This is a genomic window from Microbacterium sp. 2216-1 (assembly GCF_046507855.1).
GTDB lineage: Bacteria > Actinomycetota > Actinomycetes > Actinomycetales > Microbacteriaceae > Microbacterium > Microbacterium esteraromaticum_C.
On record NZ_JBKFTM010000001.1, the window covers coordinates 608,379 to 625,622 of the forward strand.

Annotated in this window: 13 protein-coding genes; 5 read left to right on the forward strand and 8 right to left on the reverse strand. The window is 68.4% G+C overall.

The window, feature by feature from the left end:
* Positions 1 to 28: 28 nt before the first annotated feature.
* Genes ACLD0U_RS02740 through pdhA form a run of 3 tightly spaced genes read right to left on the reverse strand, consistent with a single transcriptional unit; the run spans position 29 to position 3,728 of the window.
* Positions 29 to 1,567, reverse strand: coding sequence for a dihydrolipoamide acetyltransferase family protein (locus tag ACLD0U_RS02740; RefSeq protein ID WP_410339760.1), 1,539 nt, complete (start codon positions 1,565 to 1,567; stop codon positions 29 to 31).
* Positions 1,564 to 2,601 (reverse strand): alpha-ketoacid dehydrogenase subunit beta, encoded by a 1,038-nt coding sequence (locus ACLD0U_RS02745; protein WP_410339761.1) that lies wholly within the window; start codon positions 2,599 to 2,601, stop codon positions 1,564 to 1,566. Before ACLD0U_RS02745 ends, ACLD0U_RS02740 begins: the two co-directional genes overlap by 4 nt.
* A complete protein-coding gene (pdhA, locus tag ACLD0U_RS02750) occupies positions 2,598 to 3,728 on the reverse strand; it encodes a pyruvate dehydrogenase (acetyl-transferring) E1 component subunit alpha (protein WP_410339762.1) in 1,131 nt (376 codons plus the stop codon). Before pdhA ends, ACLD0U_RS02745 begins: the two co-directional genes overlap by 4 nt.
* A 149-nt stretch (positions 3,729 to 3,877) precedes the next feature.
* Here pdhA and ACLD0U_RS02755 point away from each other — a divergent pair, with 149 nt between their 5' ends.
* Both ACLD0U_RS02755 and ACLD0U_RS02760 read left to right on the forward strand, forming a co-directional pair.
* Entirely contained in the window at positions 3,878 to 4,315 is a 438-nt protein-coding gene (locus tag ACLD0U_RS02755) for an Lrp/AsnC family transcriptional regulator (protein ID WP_179411477.1), read from the forward strand.
* A gap of 24 nt (positions 4,316 to 4,339) precedes the next feature.
* The gene (locus tag ACLD0U_RS02760; RefSeq protein ID WP_410339763.1) at positions 4,340 to 5,419 is read left to right on the forward strand and encodes a hypothetical protein; all 1,080 of its coding nucleotides are present in this window, start codon (positions 4,340 to 4,342) and stop codon (positions 5,417 to 5,419) included.
* Positions 5,420 to 5,454: 35 nt separating this feature from the next.
* On the opposite strand, the gene ACLD0U_RS02765 is transcribed toward ACLD0U_RS02760, so the two are convergent.
* Both ACLD0U_RS02765 and ACLD0U_RS02770 read right to left on the reverse strand, forming a co-directional pair.
* Positions 5,455 to 6,105: an HAD-IA family hydrolase gene (locus tag ACLD0U_RS02765; protein ID WP_410339764.1), complete on the reverse strand. Its 651-nt coding sequence runs from the start codon at positions 6,103 to 6,105 to the stop codon at positions 5,455 to 5,457.
* A 19-nt stretch (positions 6,106 to 6,124) separates the two neighbouring features.
* Positions 6,125 to 7,531, reverse strand: coding sequence for an amidase (locus ACLD0U_RS02770; protein ID WP_410339765.1), 1,407 nt, complete (start codon positions 7,529 to 7,531; stop codon positions 6,125 to 6,127).
* Positions 7,532 to 7,792: 261 nt separating this feature from the next.
* Here ACLD0U_RS02770 and ACLD0U_RS02775 point away from each other — a divergent pair, with 261 nt between their 5' ends.
* Positions 7,793 to 9,241 carry a glyceraldehyde-3-phosphate dehydrogenase gene (locus tag ACLD0U_RS02775; RefSeq protein WP_179411473.1) on the forward strand — a complete coding sequence of 483 codons (1,449 nt, stop codon included), beginning with the start codon at positions 7,793 to 7,795 and terminating at the stop codon, positions 9,239 to 9,241.
* A 180-nt stretch (positions 9,242 to 9,421) separates the two neighbouring features.
* Positions 9,422 to 10,198: a thioesterase family protein gene (locus tag ACLD0U_RS02780; protein WP_410339766.1), complete on the forward strand. Its 777-nt coding sequence runs from the start codon at positions 9,422 to 9,424 to the stop codon at positions 10,196 to 10,198.
* Positions 10,199 to 10,327: 129 nt separating this feature from the next.
* Here ACLD0U_RS02780 and ACLD0U_RS02785 read toward each other — a convergent pair whose 3' ends face one another.
* On the reverse strand, positions 10,328 to 11,773 hold the full coding sequence (locus ACLD0U_RS02785) for a helix-turn-helix domain-containing protein (protein WP_206550268.1): 1,446 nt from the start codon (positions 11,771 to 11,773) through the stop codon (positions 10,328 to 10,330).
* A 109-nt stretch (positions 11,774 to 11,882) separates the two neighbouring features.
* Here ACLD0U_RS02785 and ACLD0U_RS02790 point away from each other — a divergent pair, with 109 nt between their 5' ends.
* On the forward strand, positions 11,883 to 13,754 hold the full coding sequence (locus tag ACLD0U_RS02790; protein WP_179411470.1) for a phosphoenolpyruvate carboxykinase (GTP): 1,872 nt from the start codon (positions 11,883 to 11,885) through the stop codon (positions 13,752 to 13,754).
* A gap of 78 nt (positions 13,755 to 13,832) precedes the next feature.
* Here the strand turns inward: ACLD0U_RS02790 and ACLD0U_RS02795 are convergent, their stop codons facing one another.
* Complete coding sequence (locus ACLD0U_RS02795; RefSeq protein ID WP_410339767.1) at positions 13,833 to 15,149, reverse strand: DUF2254 domain-containing protein; 1,317 nt, start codon at positions 15,147 to 15,149, stop codon at positions 13,833 to 13,835.
* 122 nt (positions 15,150 to 15,271) lie between these two features.
* Positions 15,272 to 17,152 (reverse strand): ABC transporter ATP-binding protein, encoded by a 1,881-nt coding sequence (locus ACLD0U_RS02800; protein ID WP_206820846.1) that lies wholly within the window; start codon positions 17,150 to 17,152, stop codon positions 15,272 to 15,274.
* Positions 17,153 to 17,244 lie beyond the last annotated feature (92 nt).

Sequence of the window (17,244 nt, forward strand, 5' to 3'; positions counted from 1 at the left end):
TGTGACGAATAGACGGGGGAGGGGTGGGTCAGATTCTTCGGTAGGCGCGCAGCGGATGCTCGATCAACTCGACCACCCGGCGCAGGAAGCCGGCCGCATAGCCGCCGTCGCACACCCGGTGATCGAACACCAGCGACAACTGAGCGATGCGCCGGGCCACGATCTCGCCGTCGACCACCCACGGACGCTCGATCATGCGGCCGATACCGAGGATTGCGACATCGGGGTGATTGATGATCGCCGCGGATCCGTCAACGCCGAGGCTGCCGTAGTTGTTCAGCGTGAAGGTCGATCCGCGCAGGCGCTCCGGCGGCATGCGCCCTGAACGGGCATCATCGGCGAGCTCGCGCAACTGCGCGTCGAGCTCACCGACCGACAGCTCGTGGGCTCGCGCGATGACCGGCACCAGCAGGCCACGATCGGTATCGGCTGCGACCCCGAGGTTGATGCCGTCGAACGACAGAATCTCGGCGGCGTCGTCGCTGAGCCGTGAGGCCAGCAGCGGATATTCCGCCAGCGCAAGCACCGTGAACCGGGCGACGAGTGCGGTGAGCGACGGCGCCCGCTCACCCTCGGATGCCATCTCTGCGCGCAACTGCCAGAGTCGCGTGGCATCGACGTCGACCCACACCGTCGCCTCGGGAATCTCGGACCGGCTGCGCGTCAGCTTCGCACTGACGGCCTTGCGCAGCGGACTGAGCTTCTCGCGGGACGTCACGGCGAGGGCATCCGACGGTGAGACGGCGGATGCCACGGGAGCGGCCGCCCCGTCAACCGCCCCGTCGACGGCCGCGCGCAGCACGTCGCCGCGAGTGATCGCCTCATCGGAGCCTGTGCCGGTGATGGTGTGCACGTCGACGCCGAGGTCACGGGCGAGGCGGCGCACCAGCGGTGAGCGCACGGCCACGGTGCGACGCGGTGCGGCTTCGGCGGCCGGTGGCGCGGGAGCATCTGCGACGGGAGCGGATGCCACTGGCGCGGGCTTCTGCGAGCGTGGCACGGCACGGGCACGCCGACGTCCTGAGGAGGATCGTTCGGTGGTGCCGTAGCCGATCAGGACGTTGCCCGAGCCTCCGGCATCCGCACCTTTCGTGTCTGCAGCGCCCGCGCGTTCCTCGGCGCGGTACGCCTCTTTCTCGGCCGCCCCGGGCTTGTCTCCCGCCCCGTCAGCTCCCTCCCACGAGGGGTCAGAAAGAACGCTTTCCACCCCCGCGGACCCAGCGTTTCTTGACCCCTCGTGGGTGGGGGTTGACCCCTCGTGGGTGGGGGGTGATCCCTCGGGCGCGGAGGGTGACCCCTCGTGAGGGGAAGAGGCGGCGGGGGAGGACACCTCGAGTACGGGCGCGCCAACGGCGATCGTCTCGCCGGCCTGACCATGCAACGCCGTGACGGTGCCGGCGAACGGTGAGGGCAACTCCACCACGCTCTTCGCGGTCTCGACTTCGGCCACCGCCTGGTCGGTGCTGATCTCATCGCCCACCTGTACCAGCCACTGCACGAGCGCCGCCTCGGTGAGCCCTTCGCCGAGGTCGGGCAGGCGGAACACGCTTGCGGTCGTCGTGGTCATCGCGTCTCCTCGTCGTCGTCCCAGCGCAGCGAGTCGATAGCGTCGAGAACGCGATCCGCGTCGGGCAGGTAGAAGTGCTCCAGCTTCGGCGGCGCGAACGGGGTGTCGAACCCGGTTACACGGCGTACCGGAGCCTCGAGGTACTCGAAGCAGCGCTCGAAGACGCGTGCCTGGATCTCACCGGCGACGCTGACGTACCCGGGTGCCTCGGCGACGACCACGGCTCGCCCCGTTGCGCGCACCGCGGCGGTCACGAGTTGGTCGTCGAACGGCGACAGTGAGCGCACGTCGATGACCTGCACGCTGCGTCCCTCGGATGCTGCGATCTCGGCCGCCTCCAACGCGACCGGCACCATAGCGGCGTAGGCGAGCACGGTCACATCCGTGCCCTCGCGGGCGATGCGCGCTGTTCCGAGATGGGCGACCTGCGACGTGTCGACCTCGCCCTTGGTCCAGTACAGCTTCTTCGGCTCGATGAAGATCACCGGGTCGGGCGAGGAGATCGCCGCGCGCAGCATCGAGTAGGCGTCCTGCGGGGTGGACGGTGCGACCACCGTGAGCCCCGGAGTGTGCGCGTAGTACGCCTCGGACGAGTCGCAGTGATGCTCGACGCCGCCGATGCCGCCACCCGAGGGCATCCGGATCACCATCGGCAGGCGCACCGCGCCCCGGGTGCGGTTGCCGAGCTTGGCGACGTGGCTCACGACCTGTTCGAAGGCCGGCAGCGCGAAGGCGTCGAACTGCATCTCGACGACGGGACGCATGCCGTTCATAGCCATACCCACTGCGGTGCCGACGATGCCGGACTCGGCCAGCGGGGTGTCGAAGCAGCGTTCTTCACCGAAGCGTTCGGTCAGTCCGTCGGTGATGCGGAAGACGCCCCCGAGGGCGCCGACGTCCTCACCGAACACGACGACAGCGGGGTCGTCGCGGATCGCGTCGGCGAGGGCGAGATTGAGCGCGGCCGCCATCGTCATCGTCTGCGTGGTGGGGGCGCCGGCGTCGAGCCGGACGTCGTCGTGCGCGATGGTCATCGGGATCCTCCCGTCGGTGACACGGCATCGGATGCTGCCCCGCGGGCGATCTCGTCGCGCAGCATCTGCCACTGCTCGTCGAGCTGCGGGGTGCGATCGGTGGTGACGAAGCGGAACAGGTCTTCGGGGTCGAGGTCGGTGTCGGCGTTCAGCGCTGCGCGCAGATCGGCGGCGATCCGTTCGGCGTCAGCGGCGATCCGATCCTCGGTGGCCGTGTCGAGTGCGTCATGCGCGGTCAGGTAGGCGCGCATGCGGGTGAGCGGGTCGCGCTCGATCCAGGCCTGCACCTCGGCACGCTCGCGGTAGCGGGTGTCGTCGTCGGCGTTGGTGTGCGCCTGCATGCGGTAGGTGTGCGCCTCGATCAGCGATGGTCCTTCGCCGGCGCGCGCACGATCGACGGCGTCGCCGAGCACTGAGAGCACGGCGGCGACATCGTTGCCGTCCACACGCTGGCCGGGCATGCCGTAGCCGACCGCTTTGTGGGCGAGTGAGGGAGCGGCGCTCTGACGGGACAGCGGCACCGAGATGGCGAATTCGTTGTTCTGCACGAAGAAGACCACGGGTACGGCGAACACGGCGGCGAAGTTGAGCGCCTCGTGAAAGTCTCCCTCACTGGTGGCGCCGTCACCGCACAGGGCCAGCACCACGGTGTCTTCGCCGCGGTACTTGGCCGCTTGCGCGAAGCCCACGGCGTGCAGCAGTTGCGTGGCAAGGGGGGTGGTCTGCGGGGCGACGCGGTGCTCGGTGGGGTCGTAGCCCGAGTGCCAGTCGCCGGCGAGCAGCACCATGGCATCCGCCGGGCTCACCCCGCGGCCGATCACGGCGACCGAGTCACGGTACGTCGGGAACAGCCAGTCGCGTTCGCCGAGTACGAGCGAGGCGGCGACCTGGCACGCCTCCTGCCCGTGCGATGAGGGGTACACCGCCAGGCGGCCCTGGCGCACGAGCGCGCTGGCCTGATCGTTGATGCGCCGGCCCTCGACGAGCGCACGGTAGGCATCACGCAGATGCTCGAGGTCGGGCATCGGGTAGTGCTGGTCGGGTTCGGCGGTGCCGTCCGGGGCGATCAGGCGCACCGGCTCGTCACGGGGCAGCAGGGTCTCGGGGGTGAGCACGCGGTTGCTCATGTTCGCCTCCTTCGCCGAACGGGTGATCTCAGCATCCTCTCTCCGTGCCAGTCGTCCAACCGTTTCGCCTGATTCCTGAACGTCTGGTCAGGTATTGCGTGTACTGCGTGCAGAGTGTCAGGATTCTGTGACAGATCGAAGGAGCTCTGATGGCCGAGATGGATGCGACGGATCACGCGATCCTCGCCGAACTGCGCCGCGACGCGCGCGCCTCGATGACGGCGATCGCCGAGGCCGTGCACATCTCGCGTGCCGGGGCGCACGCCCGCATCAAACGACTCACCGACCTCGGTGTGATCACGGGGTACACGGTGCGTACCGACCCGGTGCAGCTCGGCCATCATGCGTCGGCCTACGTGATGCTCGCGATCGAACAGGCGACGTGGCAAGACGTGCAGGCCCGCCTGCGCGCGATCCCCGAGGTCGAGCACATGGCGTTGGTCGGCGGCGATTTCGATGTGATTCTGCTCGTGCGAGCCAGCGATGCCCGCGACCTGCGTCGCATCGTGCTGGAGGACATCCAGGCGATCCCGTCGATCCGCTCGACCCGCACCACCCTGATCTTCGAGGACTACACCCGCGACTGAGCGTCACTCGCATAGCCTGGGGGCGTGAAACGGGAGCCTCAGATCGACGACCTACTCGCCGGCGTGCGCGGGCGGCGCCTTCTGCTGGAGTACGCGATGGCCGTCGAGGAGCAGAAGGCGCAATGGCAGCTCTCGCGTGCTGTACGCGCCGCTACCCGCGCGTTCGAGTCGGCGGGGACCATGATCTGGATCGGCGACGGGCCGCCAGCAGAACCCGAAACGATGTCGCCCGCAGAAGCGGCACACGTGCTCGCACAGGTGACGTTCGCCGAGCCGTCGCAGGCGCACGCGAGATCGGCACTGGCGCGCTCGATCGACATGGCGCGGTACTGGCAGGAGCCCGACGGGGAGGACCAACTGGCGGCGACCTCCGAAATGCGTGATGCGTTGCAGCGGGTCGCCGTGCACCTGGCGCCGGCGTTTTCGTCGTGGTGGTGGCCGATGTTGCGAGAAGCACAGTGGGCTGTGCAGTGGGATGACGAAGGCAACGCCGCGCCTCGAGCGATCTCTGCCGAGGAGTTGCGCCAGCATCGCGCCCGAATGATCGAAGGCGAGCAGCAGGCACAACGCGACCGGCCGGTCGACCCCGCAGCGAACATGAGCGGTGACTGGTGGTCGATGCCGGCGTGGCTTGCCCCGTCGACAGCAGGCGAGACCTTCGACGGTAGCCCTGCCGCCCTGTGGTTCGTCGAGGACGGCTTGGGCTGGGAGCGCGGCTTCGCGCACCGCGCGACGATCGCACCCGATGCTCGCGTGTTCGAGATCGACGGGGCACAGGCGTGGGCAGACCTCTGCCGACGTTTCCCGCTGGTGGTCACGGCATCCCGGAGGCACGACTGGTATCGCACGACCGGGCGTGTGGGGGAGTGGGTGATCCCGGACTGGGCGTCCGTCGCCCAGCACTACGATGCCGTGCATCTGCAGACCGGAGCCTATCTCGCGGTCGCTGGCACAGCCATCGAGGTGGGTGATGGCCGTGCGTCGGTCATCGCAGGCTGGAATCCCGACGAGACCTACTGGCTGACCGCGGCGGTGCAGTTTGACGAGCCGCCGCAGACCTGGGTCTCACCCGATGGACAGAACGAGGAGTGGTGGCTCGAATGAGCGCCCGGGAGCGGCATAGAGCGAGCGCCTGAGCGTCACTCGACGAACAGGGCGATTCCCTCATCGGTCTCGGTGATCGTGACGTGCGTCAGGTCGGGCACGGCCAGCGTCGGGCCGTGTGCGGCGGCGTGCTGACCTACGCCGATCACGCGCATACCGGCGGCGAGTCCCGCCTCGACCCCGGCGGCCGAATCCTCGAAGACGATGCAGTCGGCCGGGTCGATGCCCAGGAGCGACGCGCCCTTCAAGAACCCCTCGGGGTGCGGCTTCGACGCCGACACGCTTTCAGCGGTGACCCGAAGCTCGGGGACCGCCAGGCCGGCGGCATCCATCCGCGCAGTCATCAGCGCGACATTCGCGCTTGTCACGATGGCATGGGGCTGCCCGCGCAGCGCCTCCAGAAGAGCGGCCGCACCGGCGATCGCGACGACCCCGTCGACATCGCCGGTCTCACGTGCGAGCATCTCGTCGTTCTCTCGCAGGTTGATCGCATGGTCGCGCTCGGGCAGCATGATCGCCATGCTCTGATGTCCTTGCCGTCCGTGCACGACCTCCAGCACGTGCGCCGGGTCGAGCCCGTGCGGCTCGGCCCACTTCAGCCAGATACGCTCCACCACCGCGGTCGAGTCGACGAGGGTGCCGTCCATGTCGAGCAGAACGGCGCGGGCATGCAACGTCGTGGTCATCGCACCAGGCTAGTCGTGCTCAGAGACTCCAGAGCGCCGGATGCGGCAATGCACCCATCTGCCGCTCGAGCCCTGCCGCCAGAGCGACGAGCTGAGCTTCGCCGCCGGGGCGACCGATCAACTGCACGCTCACCGGATGGCCTGAAGCGTCGACGGTCACCGGCAGCACGAGGGCGGGCAGGCCCGCGACGTTCACGAAGCTTGAGTACGGCGCGTACTGCACCTGCTGAGAGAAGCCGCGCGCGGCATCCGCCCGGTCGAACCAGCCGACGGGCTGCGGCGGCAGCGCGAGCGCGGGAGTGAGCACGGCGTCGAACGGCGCAAAGGCGGTGATCGTGTCGCGTTCGAATGCGGATGCTGCCGTGAGCGCCTCCAGCACCTGAGCGCCGCTGAGTGCGCGCCCCTCGCGCACCAGCCACGCCGTGATCGGCTCGACCAACTCCAACTCGGCATCGGTCAGCGTCATGCGCGCCGCGCTCATCCGCCAGATCGTCGTGAACATCTCGGCGTACCCGCGGGGTCGCCAATCGAACGGGTCGACGCCGTGCCCGCCATCCGACAGCAGTGCCGCCGCGACGTCGACGGCACGCGCCGCGTCGGGATCGAGTCGGATGTCTTCGTCGTCATCCCACGGCGAGACCGTGGTGACGCCGATGCGCGCGAAGGTCGTCGGATGCTGCGCCGCTTCGCCGAACGGCCCGGACCCTGGAGCGCGCGTGGCGTACCCGTACGGCCTCCCCGAGACCTGCACGTCGAGCAGCAGCGCGGCGTCGGCCACCGTGCGCGCGATCGGGCCGGCGACCGCGAGCCCGCCGGGGCTATCCAGCCCCGAGGCGAACGGCACTCGGCCCCGCGACGGCTTGATGCCGACGACGCCGACCGTCGCGGCAGGAATGCGGATGGATCCGCCGCCATCGGATGCCGGCGCAAGCGGCAGCAGACCGGCCGCAACAGCCGCGGCAGCGCCTCCGCTGGAGCCGCCTGCGCCGTTGTCGAGGTTCCAGGGGTCGCGCGTGGGCGGTCCGATCTGCGTCTCGGTGTACCCGGTCAGACCGAACTCGGGCGTACTCGTCTTGCCCAGGCTGATGCCGCCTGCCTCATCGAGCACGGCGGCCTGATCGGCAGTCTCGTCCGGAACGAGATCCTGATGCAGACGCGACCCGAACCGCGTCGGCACGCCGGCCCGCGGCACGAGGTCCTTGTCGGCGAACGGCAACCCCCACAGAGCGCCGACCGGCTCGGCCCGCGTCACACTCTCCGCGCGCTCGCGTGCAGCATCCGCCGTCACCTCGACGAACGCGCCAACACGGTCATCCAGGCGCGCGATCCGCGCCAGATAGTGCGTCACCACCTCGAGGGGCGAGAGTTCGCCGCGACGTAGCGCCGCCACCTGGTCGATCGCGGTCAGGTCGTGCAGTTCGGCCATGAGCCGAGCCTAGGCGCCGCCCGCGACATCGGGCGCGATGCGACCCGCACCCGTCCTCAGCAACCGGCGCAGAATCACGCGAATCCTCCGCGCAGCGGGCATCCGAATCGCGAAACTTAACGGGATCGTCGCAACCGTCGTTCTTGCGCACCGGATCCGCGCGACCTTTCAGGGGCGGGCTCGTACGCTGGAAGCGGGCAGATCCGCCCGTTCCCGCCGCGCCGCGCCCATCCGGCGCCCAGCACCACCGCAAGGACGCACATGTACGACATCGCGACGCATCGCGACGAATGGCAGGCAGACGAAGAACTCGCTGAGCGGATGATCCCGCTCATCGGCAAGCTCAACCGCACCCGTGACGTCGTCACGTCGCTGCACGGTCATCGTCTGCTCGGGCTCTCGACCACCGGCATCCTCGAAGTGCACGAGCGCGTCGCCGCGCTCGGCCACGGACGCCTCGAGCTCGACGACACCCTCGCCGTCCTCGAGGCCCTGTGCGAGATCAAGCCCGGCGCGTCGTCCATCGACGTGGCCCGTCTGATCGCCGAGCACGCCGGCAGCGACCGCGACCTGGTCGACTATCTGCGCGAGGCGCTCGCCCCGGCGCTCGGGGCCGAACCGGCCGAGCCCGTTGACGTCGTCCTGTACGGATTCGGACGTATCGGCCGACTGCTCGCGCGCATCCTCATCGCGCACACCGGGGGCGGAAGCGGGCTGCGCCTGCGCGCCGTCGTCGTGCGTCGCGGGGCCGAGAACGACCTCGTCAAGCGTGCATCGCTGCTGCTGCGCGACTCGGTGCACGGACGGTTCGAGGGCTCTGTCGACGTCGATGAGGAGAAGTCCCAGATCATCGCCAACGGCAACCGCATCCAGGTCATCTACTCCGACGACCCGTCCACGGTCGACTACACCGCCTACGGCATCCGCGACGCGATCATCGTCGACAACACCGGACGCTGGCGCGATGAAGAGGGCCTGAGCCGCCACCTGCAGGCCAAGGGCGCTGCCCGCGTGCTGCTGACGGCCCCCGGCAAGGGCGACCTGAAGAACATCGTGCACGGCATCAACGACTCGACCATCACCGACGATGACCGCATCGTCTCGGCTGCATCGTGCACCACGAATGCGATCACCCCGGTGCTCAAGGCGATGGACGAGGCATACGGGATCGTGCGCGGACACGTCGAGACCGTGCACTCGTTCACCAATGACCAGAACCTGATCGACAACTTCCACAAGGGCGACCGTCGCGGCCGCTCGGCGGTGCTGAACATGGTCATCACCGAGACCGGAGCGGCCAAGGCCGTCGCCCGCGCACTGCCCGAGCTGGCCGGCAAGCTCACCGGTTCGGCCATCCGCGTTCCCACGCCCGACGTCTCGCTCGCCGTGCTGCACCTCACGCTGGAGAACCCGGCCACCAAGGACCAGCTCAACGACTACCTGCGCCGCGCGTCGCTGCATTCCAAGCTGCGTCAGCAGATCGACTACGTCGAGAGCCCCGAGGTCGTCTCGACGGACTTCGTCGGCTCGCACCGTGCCGGCATCGTCGACGGTCTGGCAACCATCGCCAACGATCGCGATGTGGTGCTGTACGTCTGGTACGACAACGAGTACGGCTACTCGTGCCAGGTGGTGCGCGTGCTCGAAGTGATGGCTGGGGCGCACCCGGTGGTGCTTCCGCCGCGCCGCGAGGTGACGCTCAACGCCTGAGTCTGTTCGGCCGGCGCGAGGCGGGCGCGTGTCGGGCGGTGCGTGTCGGCCGGTGCGGGTCGGTCTCGTGTCGGAAATCCCAGATCGGATGCCGTCGCACCGGCGTGTCCGGTGGTGACATGCCGTGCGGGGCGCGGAACGTCTGGGATTTCCGACGCCCAGGTGCGAGAGGATGACCCTGTGAGCTGCTACTTCCGTCGACTGTCTGCGACCGAGTTCGAGCCCACCGACCATGTCGGCGGAGCATGGAACCCCGACGAGCAGCACGTCGCTCCGGTGCTGGGGCTGCTGGCGCACATCATCGAGGCCGATCACGCGGTGCGCCGCGCGGATACGCCGCTGGTGCTCGCTCGGGCCAACTACGACATCCTCGGTGTCATCCCGATGGCCGCGTTCGAGGTCAGCACCCGCGTGGTGCGGCCCGGCCGCACCATCGAACTCGTCGAGGCGACGCTCAGCCAGGGCGGGCGCGCGGCGCTGACACTGCGGGCGTGGATGCTGCAGACCGGCGACACGGCCGACCTCGCCGGCACGTCGCTGGCGTCCATGCCACCGCGCGCGGACCTGGCCGGCTGGAGGATGGACGCCGGCTGGCAGGGCGGGGCGATCCGTTCGGTGGAGTTCCGGCACCGCGATTTCGGGCCGGGGCGGGCTCAGAGCTGGCTTCGTCCGACGGTGCCGCTGCTGGCGGATGAAGCGGTGTCGGCGCGCGCGCGGATGCTCGGGGCGCTCGACTTCGCCAACGGTATCGCGATCCGCGTGTCACCCACCGACTTGCTCTATCCGAACGTCGACCTGACCGCGAGCCTGTTCCGCGAGCCACAGGGCGAGTGGATCGGTCTCGACACGTCGGTGTCGTTCGGCCCCGGCGGCATCGGACTGACAGAGTCGGTGCTCAGCGACGAGGCAGGGCCACTGGGTACGTCGTCACAGACCCTGACGCTGCGCCGACGCTGACACGCGTCCACGAGAAGAGGCTCGTTACCCGAAGCAGGCTGAATCGGCGGGATTCATCCTGTTCTCGTGAACGAGCCTGTTCTCAGTGACGCGTGCCGGCAACCGCCCCGGACAGGTGCGCCACGTGTTCTACTCGCCGGCGTGCCGGTCGAGGAACGAGTAGACCTCGCTGTCGTCGACTCCGGGGAAGGCGCCGCGCGGTAGCGGCGAGAACATGTGCGTGTGCACGCGGGCGCTCGGCCAGGCGCGCCCTTCCCAGCGCTGACTGATCGCGGCGGATGCCCGTCGGCAGCACGTCTCGTCGGGGCAGCTCGACTGTGCGCGGTGCTGGGTCTCGCGTCCGCGCCACCAGCGGGCGTCATCGAAGGGAACGCCCACGGTGATCGAGAACCCGCCGTCGCTGGCCGAACCGGTCTGCGTCGCGCACCAGTAGGTGCCCGACGGGGTGTCGGTGTACTGGTAGTGCTCCGTCGTACGGTTGCGCTGCTCGAACGCGGCGCGGGCCGAGAACTTGCGGCACGCCGGCTGGCCTTCGACCGCACCGGTGACGTCCATCGGCAGGGGGAGGTCATCGTTCTCGTACACCCGCGTGATGGCGCCGTTCTCGTCGACGCGCAGAAAGTGCAGGCGCATGTCGAGGTGGTGTGTCATCAGATTGGTCATGCGCATGGCCGCGGCCTCGTGGGTGACGCCGAACGCATCGCGGAAGTCCTCGACGGCGAGGTTGCGGTCCTTTTTCGCCTGCTGCAGGAAAGCGACGCCCGCGGTCTCGGGGATCAGACAGCAGGCCGCGAAGTAGTTGATCTCCAGGCGCTGTTGCAGGAAGTCGGCGTAGTCGGTCGGAGGGGTGTGGCCCAGCAGTCGGTGCGCCATCGCCTGCAGCGCCATCGATCGCAGTCCGTGACCGCCGGGAATGGACGCCGGTGGCAGGTAGATGCGGCCGTTCTCGAGGTCGGTGATGGAGCGGGTCGAGTGGGGTAGATCGTCGACGTAGATGAGTTCGAAACCGAGCTTCTCGGCCATGATGCTGACCGTGCGGTGCGTCAGCGCGCCCGAGATGTGCCCCGCGGCCTTGAGATGCTTCTCTGCGAGAGCCTCGATCTCGGGAAGGTAGTTGCCCTTCGAGCGCATCGTCAGACGCATCTCGGTGTTGGCGCGACGGGCTTCTTCCGGCGTGGCGATGGCCTCGCTCTCACGGCGGTGCAGTTCACGGTGCAGGCCGAGAACCGACTCGATGGTCTCGTCGCTCATGCCCTTCGACACCCGGATGGGTGAGATGCCGAGCTGGCGGAAGACCGGGCTGGCCTGCGCGCGGTCGAGTTCGATCTCGAGAGCGGCGCGCTTGTTCGGCGGCTCTCCCGAGATGAGGTCGGCGACGTCGGTGGCGCACGCATCGGCGATGGCCTGCAACAGCGACAGCTTCGGCTCGCGCTTGCCGTTCTCGATCAGGCTGAGCTGCGAACCGGCGATCCCCACTCGCGCGCCGAGGTCATCGAGAGTGAAGCCCTTCGCCGTGCGGTGGTGCCGGATGCGATGTCCGAGAGTGCTGAGTTCGAGTCCGCTGGTGCTCGCCATTCCTTGAGCATAGCCGAAAGATCAGCTTTTCTTTCAACGCAAACCGCCCGAAAGTGAAAGGAAAACTCACGGATGATGGACGTATCGCATCCCCTATCAAGGAGCAGACATGGCACTCGCCGAGACGTACGCACCCAGCATCCCTGCCGCCGCACCGCTGCGCAGCTTCGGTGCCGTGCCCGCGTATGACACCCCGGCCATGGCTGAGCTGCGCGAGTGGGTCGATGGCATCGCCGCGCTCACCCAGCCCGATCGCATCCACTGGATCGACGGGTCGCGCGCCGAGAACGACGCCCTGATGCACACCCTCGTCGACGAGGGCAAGCTCCTCAAACTCAACCCCGAGTGGCGCCCAGGCTCCTACCTCGCCCGCTCGCACCCCAGCGACGTCGCGCGCACCGAGGGACGCACCTACATCGCCTCCGAGCGTGAGCAAGACGCCGGCCCCACGAACAACTGGGTCGCCCCGGCCGAGATCCGCGCCACGCTCGATGGCGTCTTCGAAGGCTCGATGCGCGGCCGCACCATGTACGTCGTCCCGTTCTCGATGGGTCCCGTCGGCGGCAAGCTCTCGCACATCGGCGTCCAGGTCACCGACAGCGCCTACGCGGTGGCATCCATCGGCATCATGACGCGCGTCGGCGACGCAGTCACCCGCCAGATCGCGGAGGGCGCGCCGTGGGTCAAGACCGTGCACTCGGTGGGCGCTCCGCTCGAGTCGGGCCAGGCAGACGTCGAATGGCCCTGCAACGATGAGAAGTACATCGTGCACTTTCCCGACACGCTCGAGGTGTACTCGTACGGCTCGGGCTACGGCGGCAACGCCATTCTCGCCAAGAAGTGCTTCGCGTTGCGCATCGCGTCGGTGATCGCCCGCGATGAGGGCTGGCTTGCCGAGCACATGCTGCTCATCCGGGTCACCGACCCGAAGGGGCGTGCGTACCACGTCGCCGCGGCATTCCCCTCGGCGTGCGGCAAGACCAACCTGGCCATGCTGCGCCCCACCATTCCCGGCTGGAAGGTCGAGACGCTCGGCGACGACATCGTCTGGATCCGTCCCGGCGAGGACGGGCGGATGCACGCGATGAACCCCGAGGCGGGATTCTTCGGCGTGGCGCCCGGAACAGGCGAGTCGACCAACGTCACCGCGGTCGAGACGCTGTGGGGCAACACGATCTTCACGAACGTCGCGTTGCGTCCCGACGGAGACGTGTGGTGGGAGGGGCTGACCGAGACCCCGCCGCCGCATCTGATCGACTGGCAGGGCAACGACTGGACGCCGGACTCGGGTCGCCCGGCCGCGCACCCCAACTCGCGTTTCACGGTCTCTGCATCGCAGTGCCCGCAGATCGCCGAGGACTGGGAGGACCCCGAGGGCGTGCCGCTCGATGTCATCCTGTTCGGCGGACGCCGTGCCAGCAACGTGCCGCTCGTCGTCGAGGCGACCGACTGGACCCACGGCGTGTTCCTCGGGTCGACAATCTCGTCCGAGCGCACCGCCGCGGCCGAGGGCAAGGTCGGCGAACTGCGCCGCGACCCCTTCGCGATGCTGCCGTTCTGCGGCTACAACATGGGCGACTACTTCGGCCACTGGCTGAAGGTCGGCCGCTCGCTGCGGTTCGATCGCGCTCCGCGCATCTTCCAGGTCAACTGGTTCCGCCGCGGGGAGGACGGTCGGTTCCTCTGGCCCGGTTTCGGCGACAACTCGCGCGTGATCGACTGGATCATCCGCCGTATCTCGGGCGAAGTCGCAGCCGTCGACAGCCCGATCGGACGCCTGCCGTTGCGCGAAGACCTCAACCTCGACGGCCTCGACGTCACCGACGCCGATCTGGATGAGCTGTTCGACGTCGATGTCGATGCGTGGCTGGCCGAGGCAGATTCCACCGAGGAGTTCTACAAGGTCTTCGGCGACACGCTCCCGGCCGCGCTGCACAGCGAGCTGGAGGCACTGCGCTACCGCCTGAGCACCGCGCGCTGAACCTCCAACGCAGATTCGCGACGCCGGAATGCCGGAGACGACCCATGGCTGAGTGGTCGCCGGCATCCCGGCGTCGCGTCATGCTCTCGGTGCGTCCACGCGGGTGATCAGGCCGTCCAACGAGGCCACGATGGGCGTCGTGTCGACCGTTGTGGGCGAGGCTGCGAGGTACGCCTGGCGGAACGCCGCGACCTCGTCACGCAGGGCCGTCCGGTTATCACCCACGGCTACCGCTTCAATACGCATCAGCATCCGGATTGCGGCGTGCACGGCGAGAGGATGCCCCATCGCGTAGGTGCGCAGAGCCAGCATCACATCGGCGAGCACCTGCGCGGGGGTCGGCCACGCGCATAGTACGCGTGCACGGCCCGACGCGTCGGAGTGCACGGTCGCTGCCGGTGGGCGACGGAACAACTCGGTCAGAGCAACTCCGAGCGCATCGATCGCCGACACGGCGGTGTAAGGGTCGTTCGTGCCGCTGCCGAGTCCACGGATCCCGGTCTCGGTCAGCCCCTGCGCGGCATAGCGCAGGTCCTGCTGCGGCGTGCGGTAGCGCTCGATGGTAATCGCCGCCCGTACGGTTCTCTCAAGGCGATCCGCACCGGGATCGACGTTGTGCTCTGAAGAATGGAGGACCCGTGCGAGAGCGTCCCCGGCGAGCACATGACGCCCCGGAGGAGCCAGCACCTGGATGAGCGCATCCACTTGGCGCGCATACTCGGTGAGCGCGGGCAGATCGACGTGTTGCACGTACCCGGCTCGCGCAGCCGTGACGACTCCCGCCGCGCGCAGGCCGGCGAACTCGACGGCATCCTCGGTGCGCTCGCGCTCAGACGGGTACAGCAAGTCGATCGCGGCCATCAGCTCGTCGGACACCCGGGCCTGCAGCGTGGTGACCTGCACCGACCGAGCGATGTGGTGGATGAAGTACACCAGCACCGCGACATCGCACACGGCAAGGACGACGGCGAACCCGACAGCGAGGGCCGGCACGAACGCGTCGCTGGAGTCCTGTTCGGTGCGCACGGCGCGCAGCACGACGAGCGTGTACAAGAACGTCGAGGTGAGCACCGCCAGTACCACCTGGTTGCCCCGATCAGCCATGAAGTTGCGCACAAGGCGCGGTCCGTAGGTCGACGAAGCGGTGGCGAGCACGGCGATGGTGATCGAGAACGAGGTCGCGGCCACGCCCAGCATCGTGCCACCGATCACGGTGAGTATCGCGCGCCCACCGGTGGCGGAGAGGCCACCGGTCGCCAGAGGCACGGCCATGCCGGTCGCCAGCAGTAGGCGGTCGACCTCGATCAGTGCCAGAGCGAGTGCGACCGCGCCGAGAGCGAAGAGCGCGGGCACGAACCAGAACGACTCGCGCGCACGCAGGTACCAGGAACGCATGCTTCAGAGTACGCCCGCGTCCTGACTCGCCGAGACCCCTAGATACCGCCGAGACCCCGTCGTATGGACGTCCATACGACGGGGTCTCGGCGCGAAGTGGGGGTGTCGGCGCCACCCGATGCTCAGACGAGCAGCTGATGCCGTGCGAGATCCCGGTACAACGGTGTCGACTCGATCAACTCGTCGTGAGTGCCCTGTCCTTCGACGACGCCGTCACGCAGCACGACGATCAGATCGCTGTCGACGACGGTCGAGAGACGGTGGGCGATGACCAGCAGCGTGCGATCCTCGGCTGCGGCGTCGATCGCCTCTCGCATCCGTTGCTCATTCACACCGTCCAGAGACGAGGTCGATTCGTCCAGCAGCAGAATCGGCGCCTCGGTCAGCAGGGCACGTGCGATGGCCAGACGCTGGCGCTCACCACCCGAGAGCATCACGCCGTCCTCACCGACCGGCGCAGCCAGCCCCAGCGGACTGCGCTCGAGCACATCGCCGAGGTTCACCGAACGCAGCACCCGTTCGCACTCCTCGTCGGTGGCGTCCGGGGCGGCAAGACGCAGATTCTCGGCCAGCGTTCCGGCGAGCGTGGGGGCATCCTGCTCGACGTACCCGAACTGCGCGCGCAGCTGCTCACGCGGGTAGGTGCGCACATCGTGCCCGGCCAGGCGAATCGATCCGCCCGTCGGATCGTAAAATCGCTCGACAAGCGAGAGGATCGTGCTCTTGCCGGCGCCGCTCGGCCCGACCAACGCGACGCGTGCACCGCGCGGCACAGCGAACGAGACGCCCTTGAGTACGTCGCGGTCGATATCGGCCCGGACATCGTCCGAGGCGTGTTCCAGGTGTGCGTCGACCAGCAGGTTCTGTGCCTCCTTCGCGGCGGCCTCACGCGCGGCGATGACGTTGTCGGGGTAACGGAAGCGCACATCGCGGAACTCGATGGCCGGGGCGCCGACGACCGGGGCGGCGGTGACTGTGGCATCCGATTCGTCGTCCTGGCTCTCGGTCGGCAGATCCAGCACCTCTTGAATGCGACCCAGCGCACCGAGCGCCTGATTGACCGAGGTGATCGCGCCGAACGCCTGCCCCAGCGGCATGATCAGCATGAACAGGAACATGATGAAGGTCACCAACGACGCGATGGTCAGGGCGCCGGATGCCACCCGGAAACCGCCCACACCAAGCACGACGAGCAACGACAGCTGCAGGGCGATGCCGGCGATCGGGACGACCATCGACGAGATCTTCGCAATCCGCACACCGAGTCCGTACGCCTCGCCGGCGAGCTCATCGACCGCTGCGGTCTCGCGCGCCGTCGCACCGGAAGCGCGGATGGTGCGGATCGATGAGATACCCCGTTCGACGCCGGAGGCAAGTTCGCCCACCTTGTGCTGCTGGGCGGCGGATGCGGTGCGGATGCGGCCGCTGAGCCCCACGACCACGACGACCGAGGCACCGATGACGACGACGATCAGCAGCAACAGCAGCGGATCGATGATCAGCATCGCGATCAGCGCGCCGACGAACAGGATGCTGCTGCCGACGGCATCCGCCAGCCCCTGCGTCAGAACGGCGTAGAGCAGCGTCGTATCGGTGCCGACGCGCGAGACCAGGTCACCGGTGCGTCGCGAGTCGAACTCGCTGATCGGCAGGTGCAGGATTCGCGCGATGAGCTTGCGGCGGCTGGAGTACACCACGGCTGTGCCGGTGCGCTGCAGCAGGTAGTGCTGGTAGCCCGAGATCACCGAGGCGGCGATAACGAACGCGATCAGCAACCACACCAGCGTGCCGAGTGCCTCGTCACGCTGCACACGGTCGATCACCTGCCCGACCAGCAGCGGCTGCACGAGCGACGCCGCCGCGCCGACGATGCTGAGCACCGCGACCACGACGAGTACCTTCTTATGCTCGAACAGGAAGGGGAGGAGCTGGCGGAACGTGGCGCGCGGACCGTCCTGTTGCGCACGGCGTCCGCGTCGGCGTGCTGGCGCCGTGCGAGACATGAGGACCTCGATCTGGAGGGAGGATGCTTGGGGGATCCCCTCTATTCTCCGCCGAAGTTCTTATGCGGTGCCTGTCTGGTTACACCCGGCGC

What these genes read in the sequence shown, in the direction of transcription:
- ACLD0U_RS02755 (WP_179411477.1), top strand. Translation starts at nt 3,878, where the DNA reads ATGGCCGAGATGGATGCGACGGATCACGCGATCCTCGCCGAACTGCGC.
- ACLD0U_RS02785 (WP_206550268.1), bottom strand. Translation starts at nt 11,773, where the DNA reads ATGGCGAGCACCAGCGGACTCGAACTCAGCACTCTCGGACATCGCATC.
- ACLD0U_RS02765 (WP_410339764.1), bottom strand. Translation starts at nt 6,105, where the DNA reads ATGACCACGACGTTGCATGCCCGCGCCGTTCTGCTCGACATGGACGGC.
- ACLD0U_RS02740 (WP_410339760.1), bottom strand. Translation starts at nt 1,567, where the DNA reads ATGACCACGACGACCGCAAGCGTGTTCCGCCTGCCCGACCTCGGCGAA.
- ACLD0U_RS02770 (WP_410339765.1), bottom strand. Translation starts at nt 7,531, where the DNA reads ATGGCCGAACTGCACGACCTGACCGCGATCGACCAGGTGGCGGCGCTA.
- ACLD0U_RS02790 (WP_179411470.1), top strand. Translation starts at nt 11,883, where the DNA reads ATGGCACTCGCCGAGACGTACGCACCCAGCATCCCTGCCGCCGCACCG.
- ACLD0U_RS02795 (WP_410339767.1), bottom strand. Translation starts at nt 15,149, where the DNA reads ATGCGTTCCTGGTACCTGCGTGCGCGCGAGTCGTTCTGGTTCGTGCCC.
- ACLD0U_RS02745 (WP_410339761.1), bottom strand. Translation starts at nt 2,601, where the DNA reads ATGACCATCGCGCACGACGACGTCCGGCTCGACGCCGGCGCCCCCACC.
- ACLD0U_RS02775 (WP_179411473.1), top strand. Translation starts at nt 7,793, where the DNA reads ATGTACGACATCGCGACGCATCGCGACGAATGGCAGGCAGACGAAGAA.
- ACLD0U_RS02800 (WP_206820846.1), bottom strand. Translation starts at nt 17,152, where the DNA reads ATGTCTCGCACGGCGCCAGCACGCCGACGCGGACGCCGTGCGCAACAG.
- pdhA (WP_410339762.1), bottom strand. Translation starts at nt 3,728, where the DNA reads ATGAGCAACCGCGTGCTCACCCCCGAGACCCTGCTGCCCCGTGACGAG.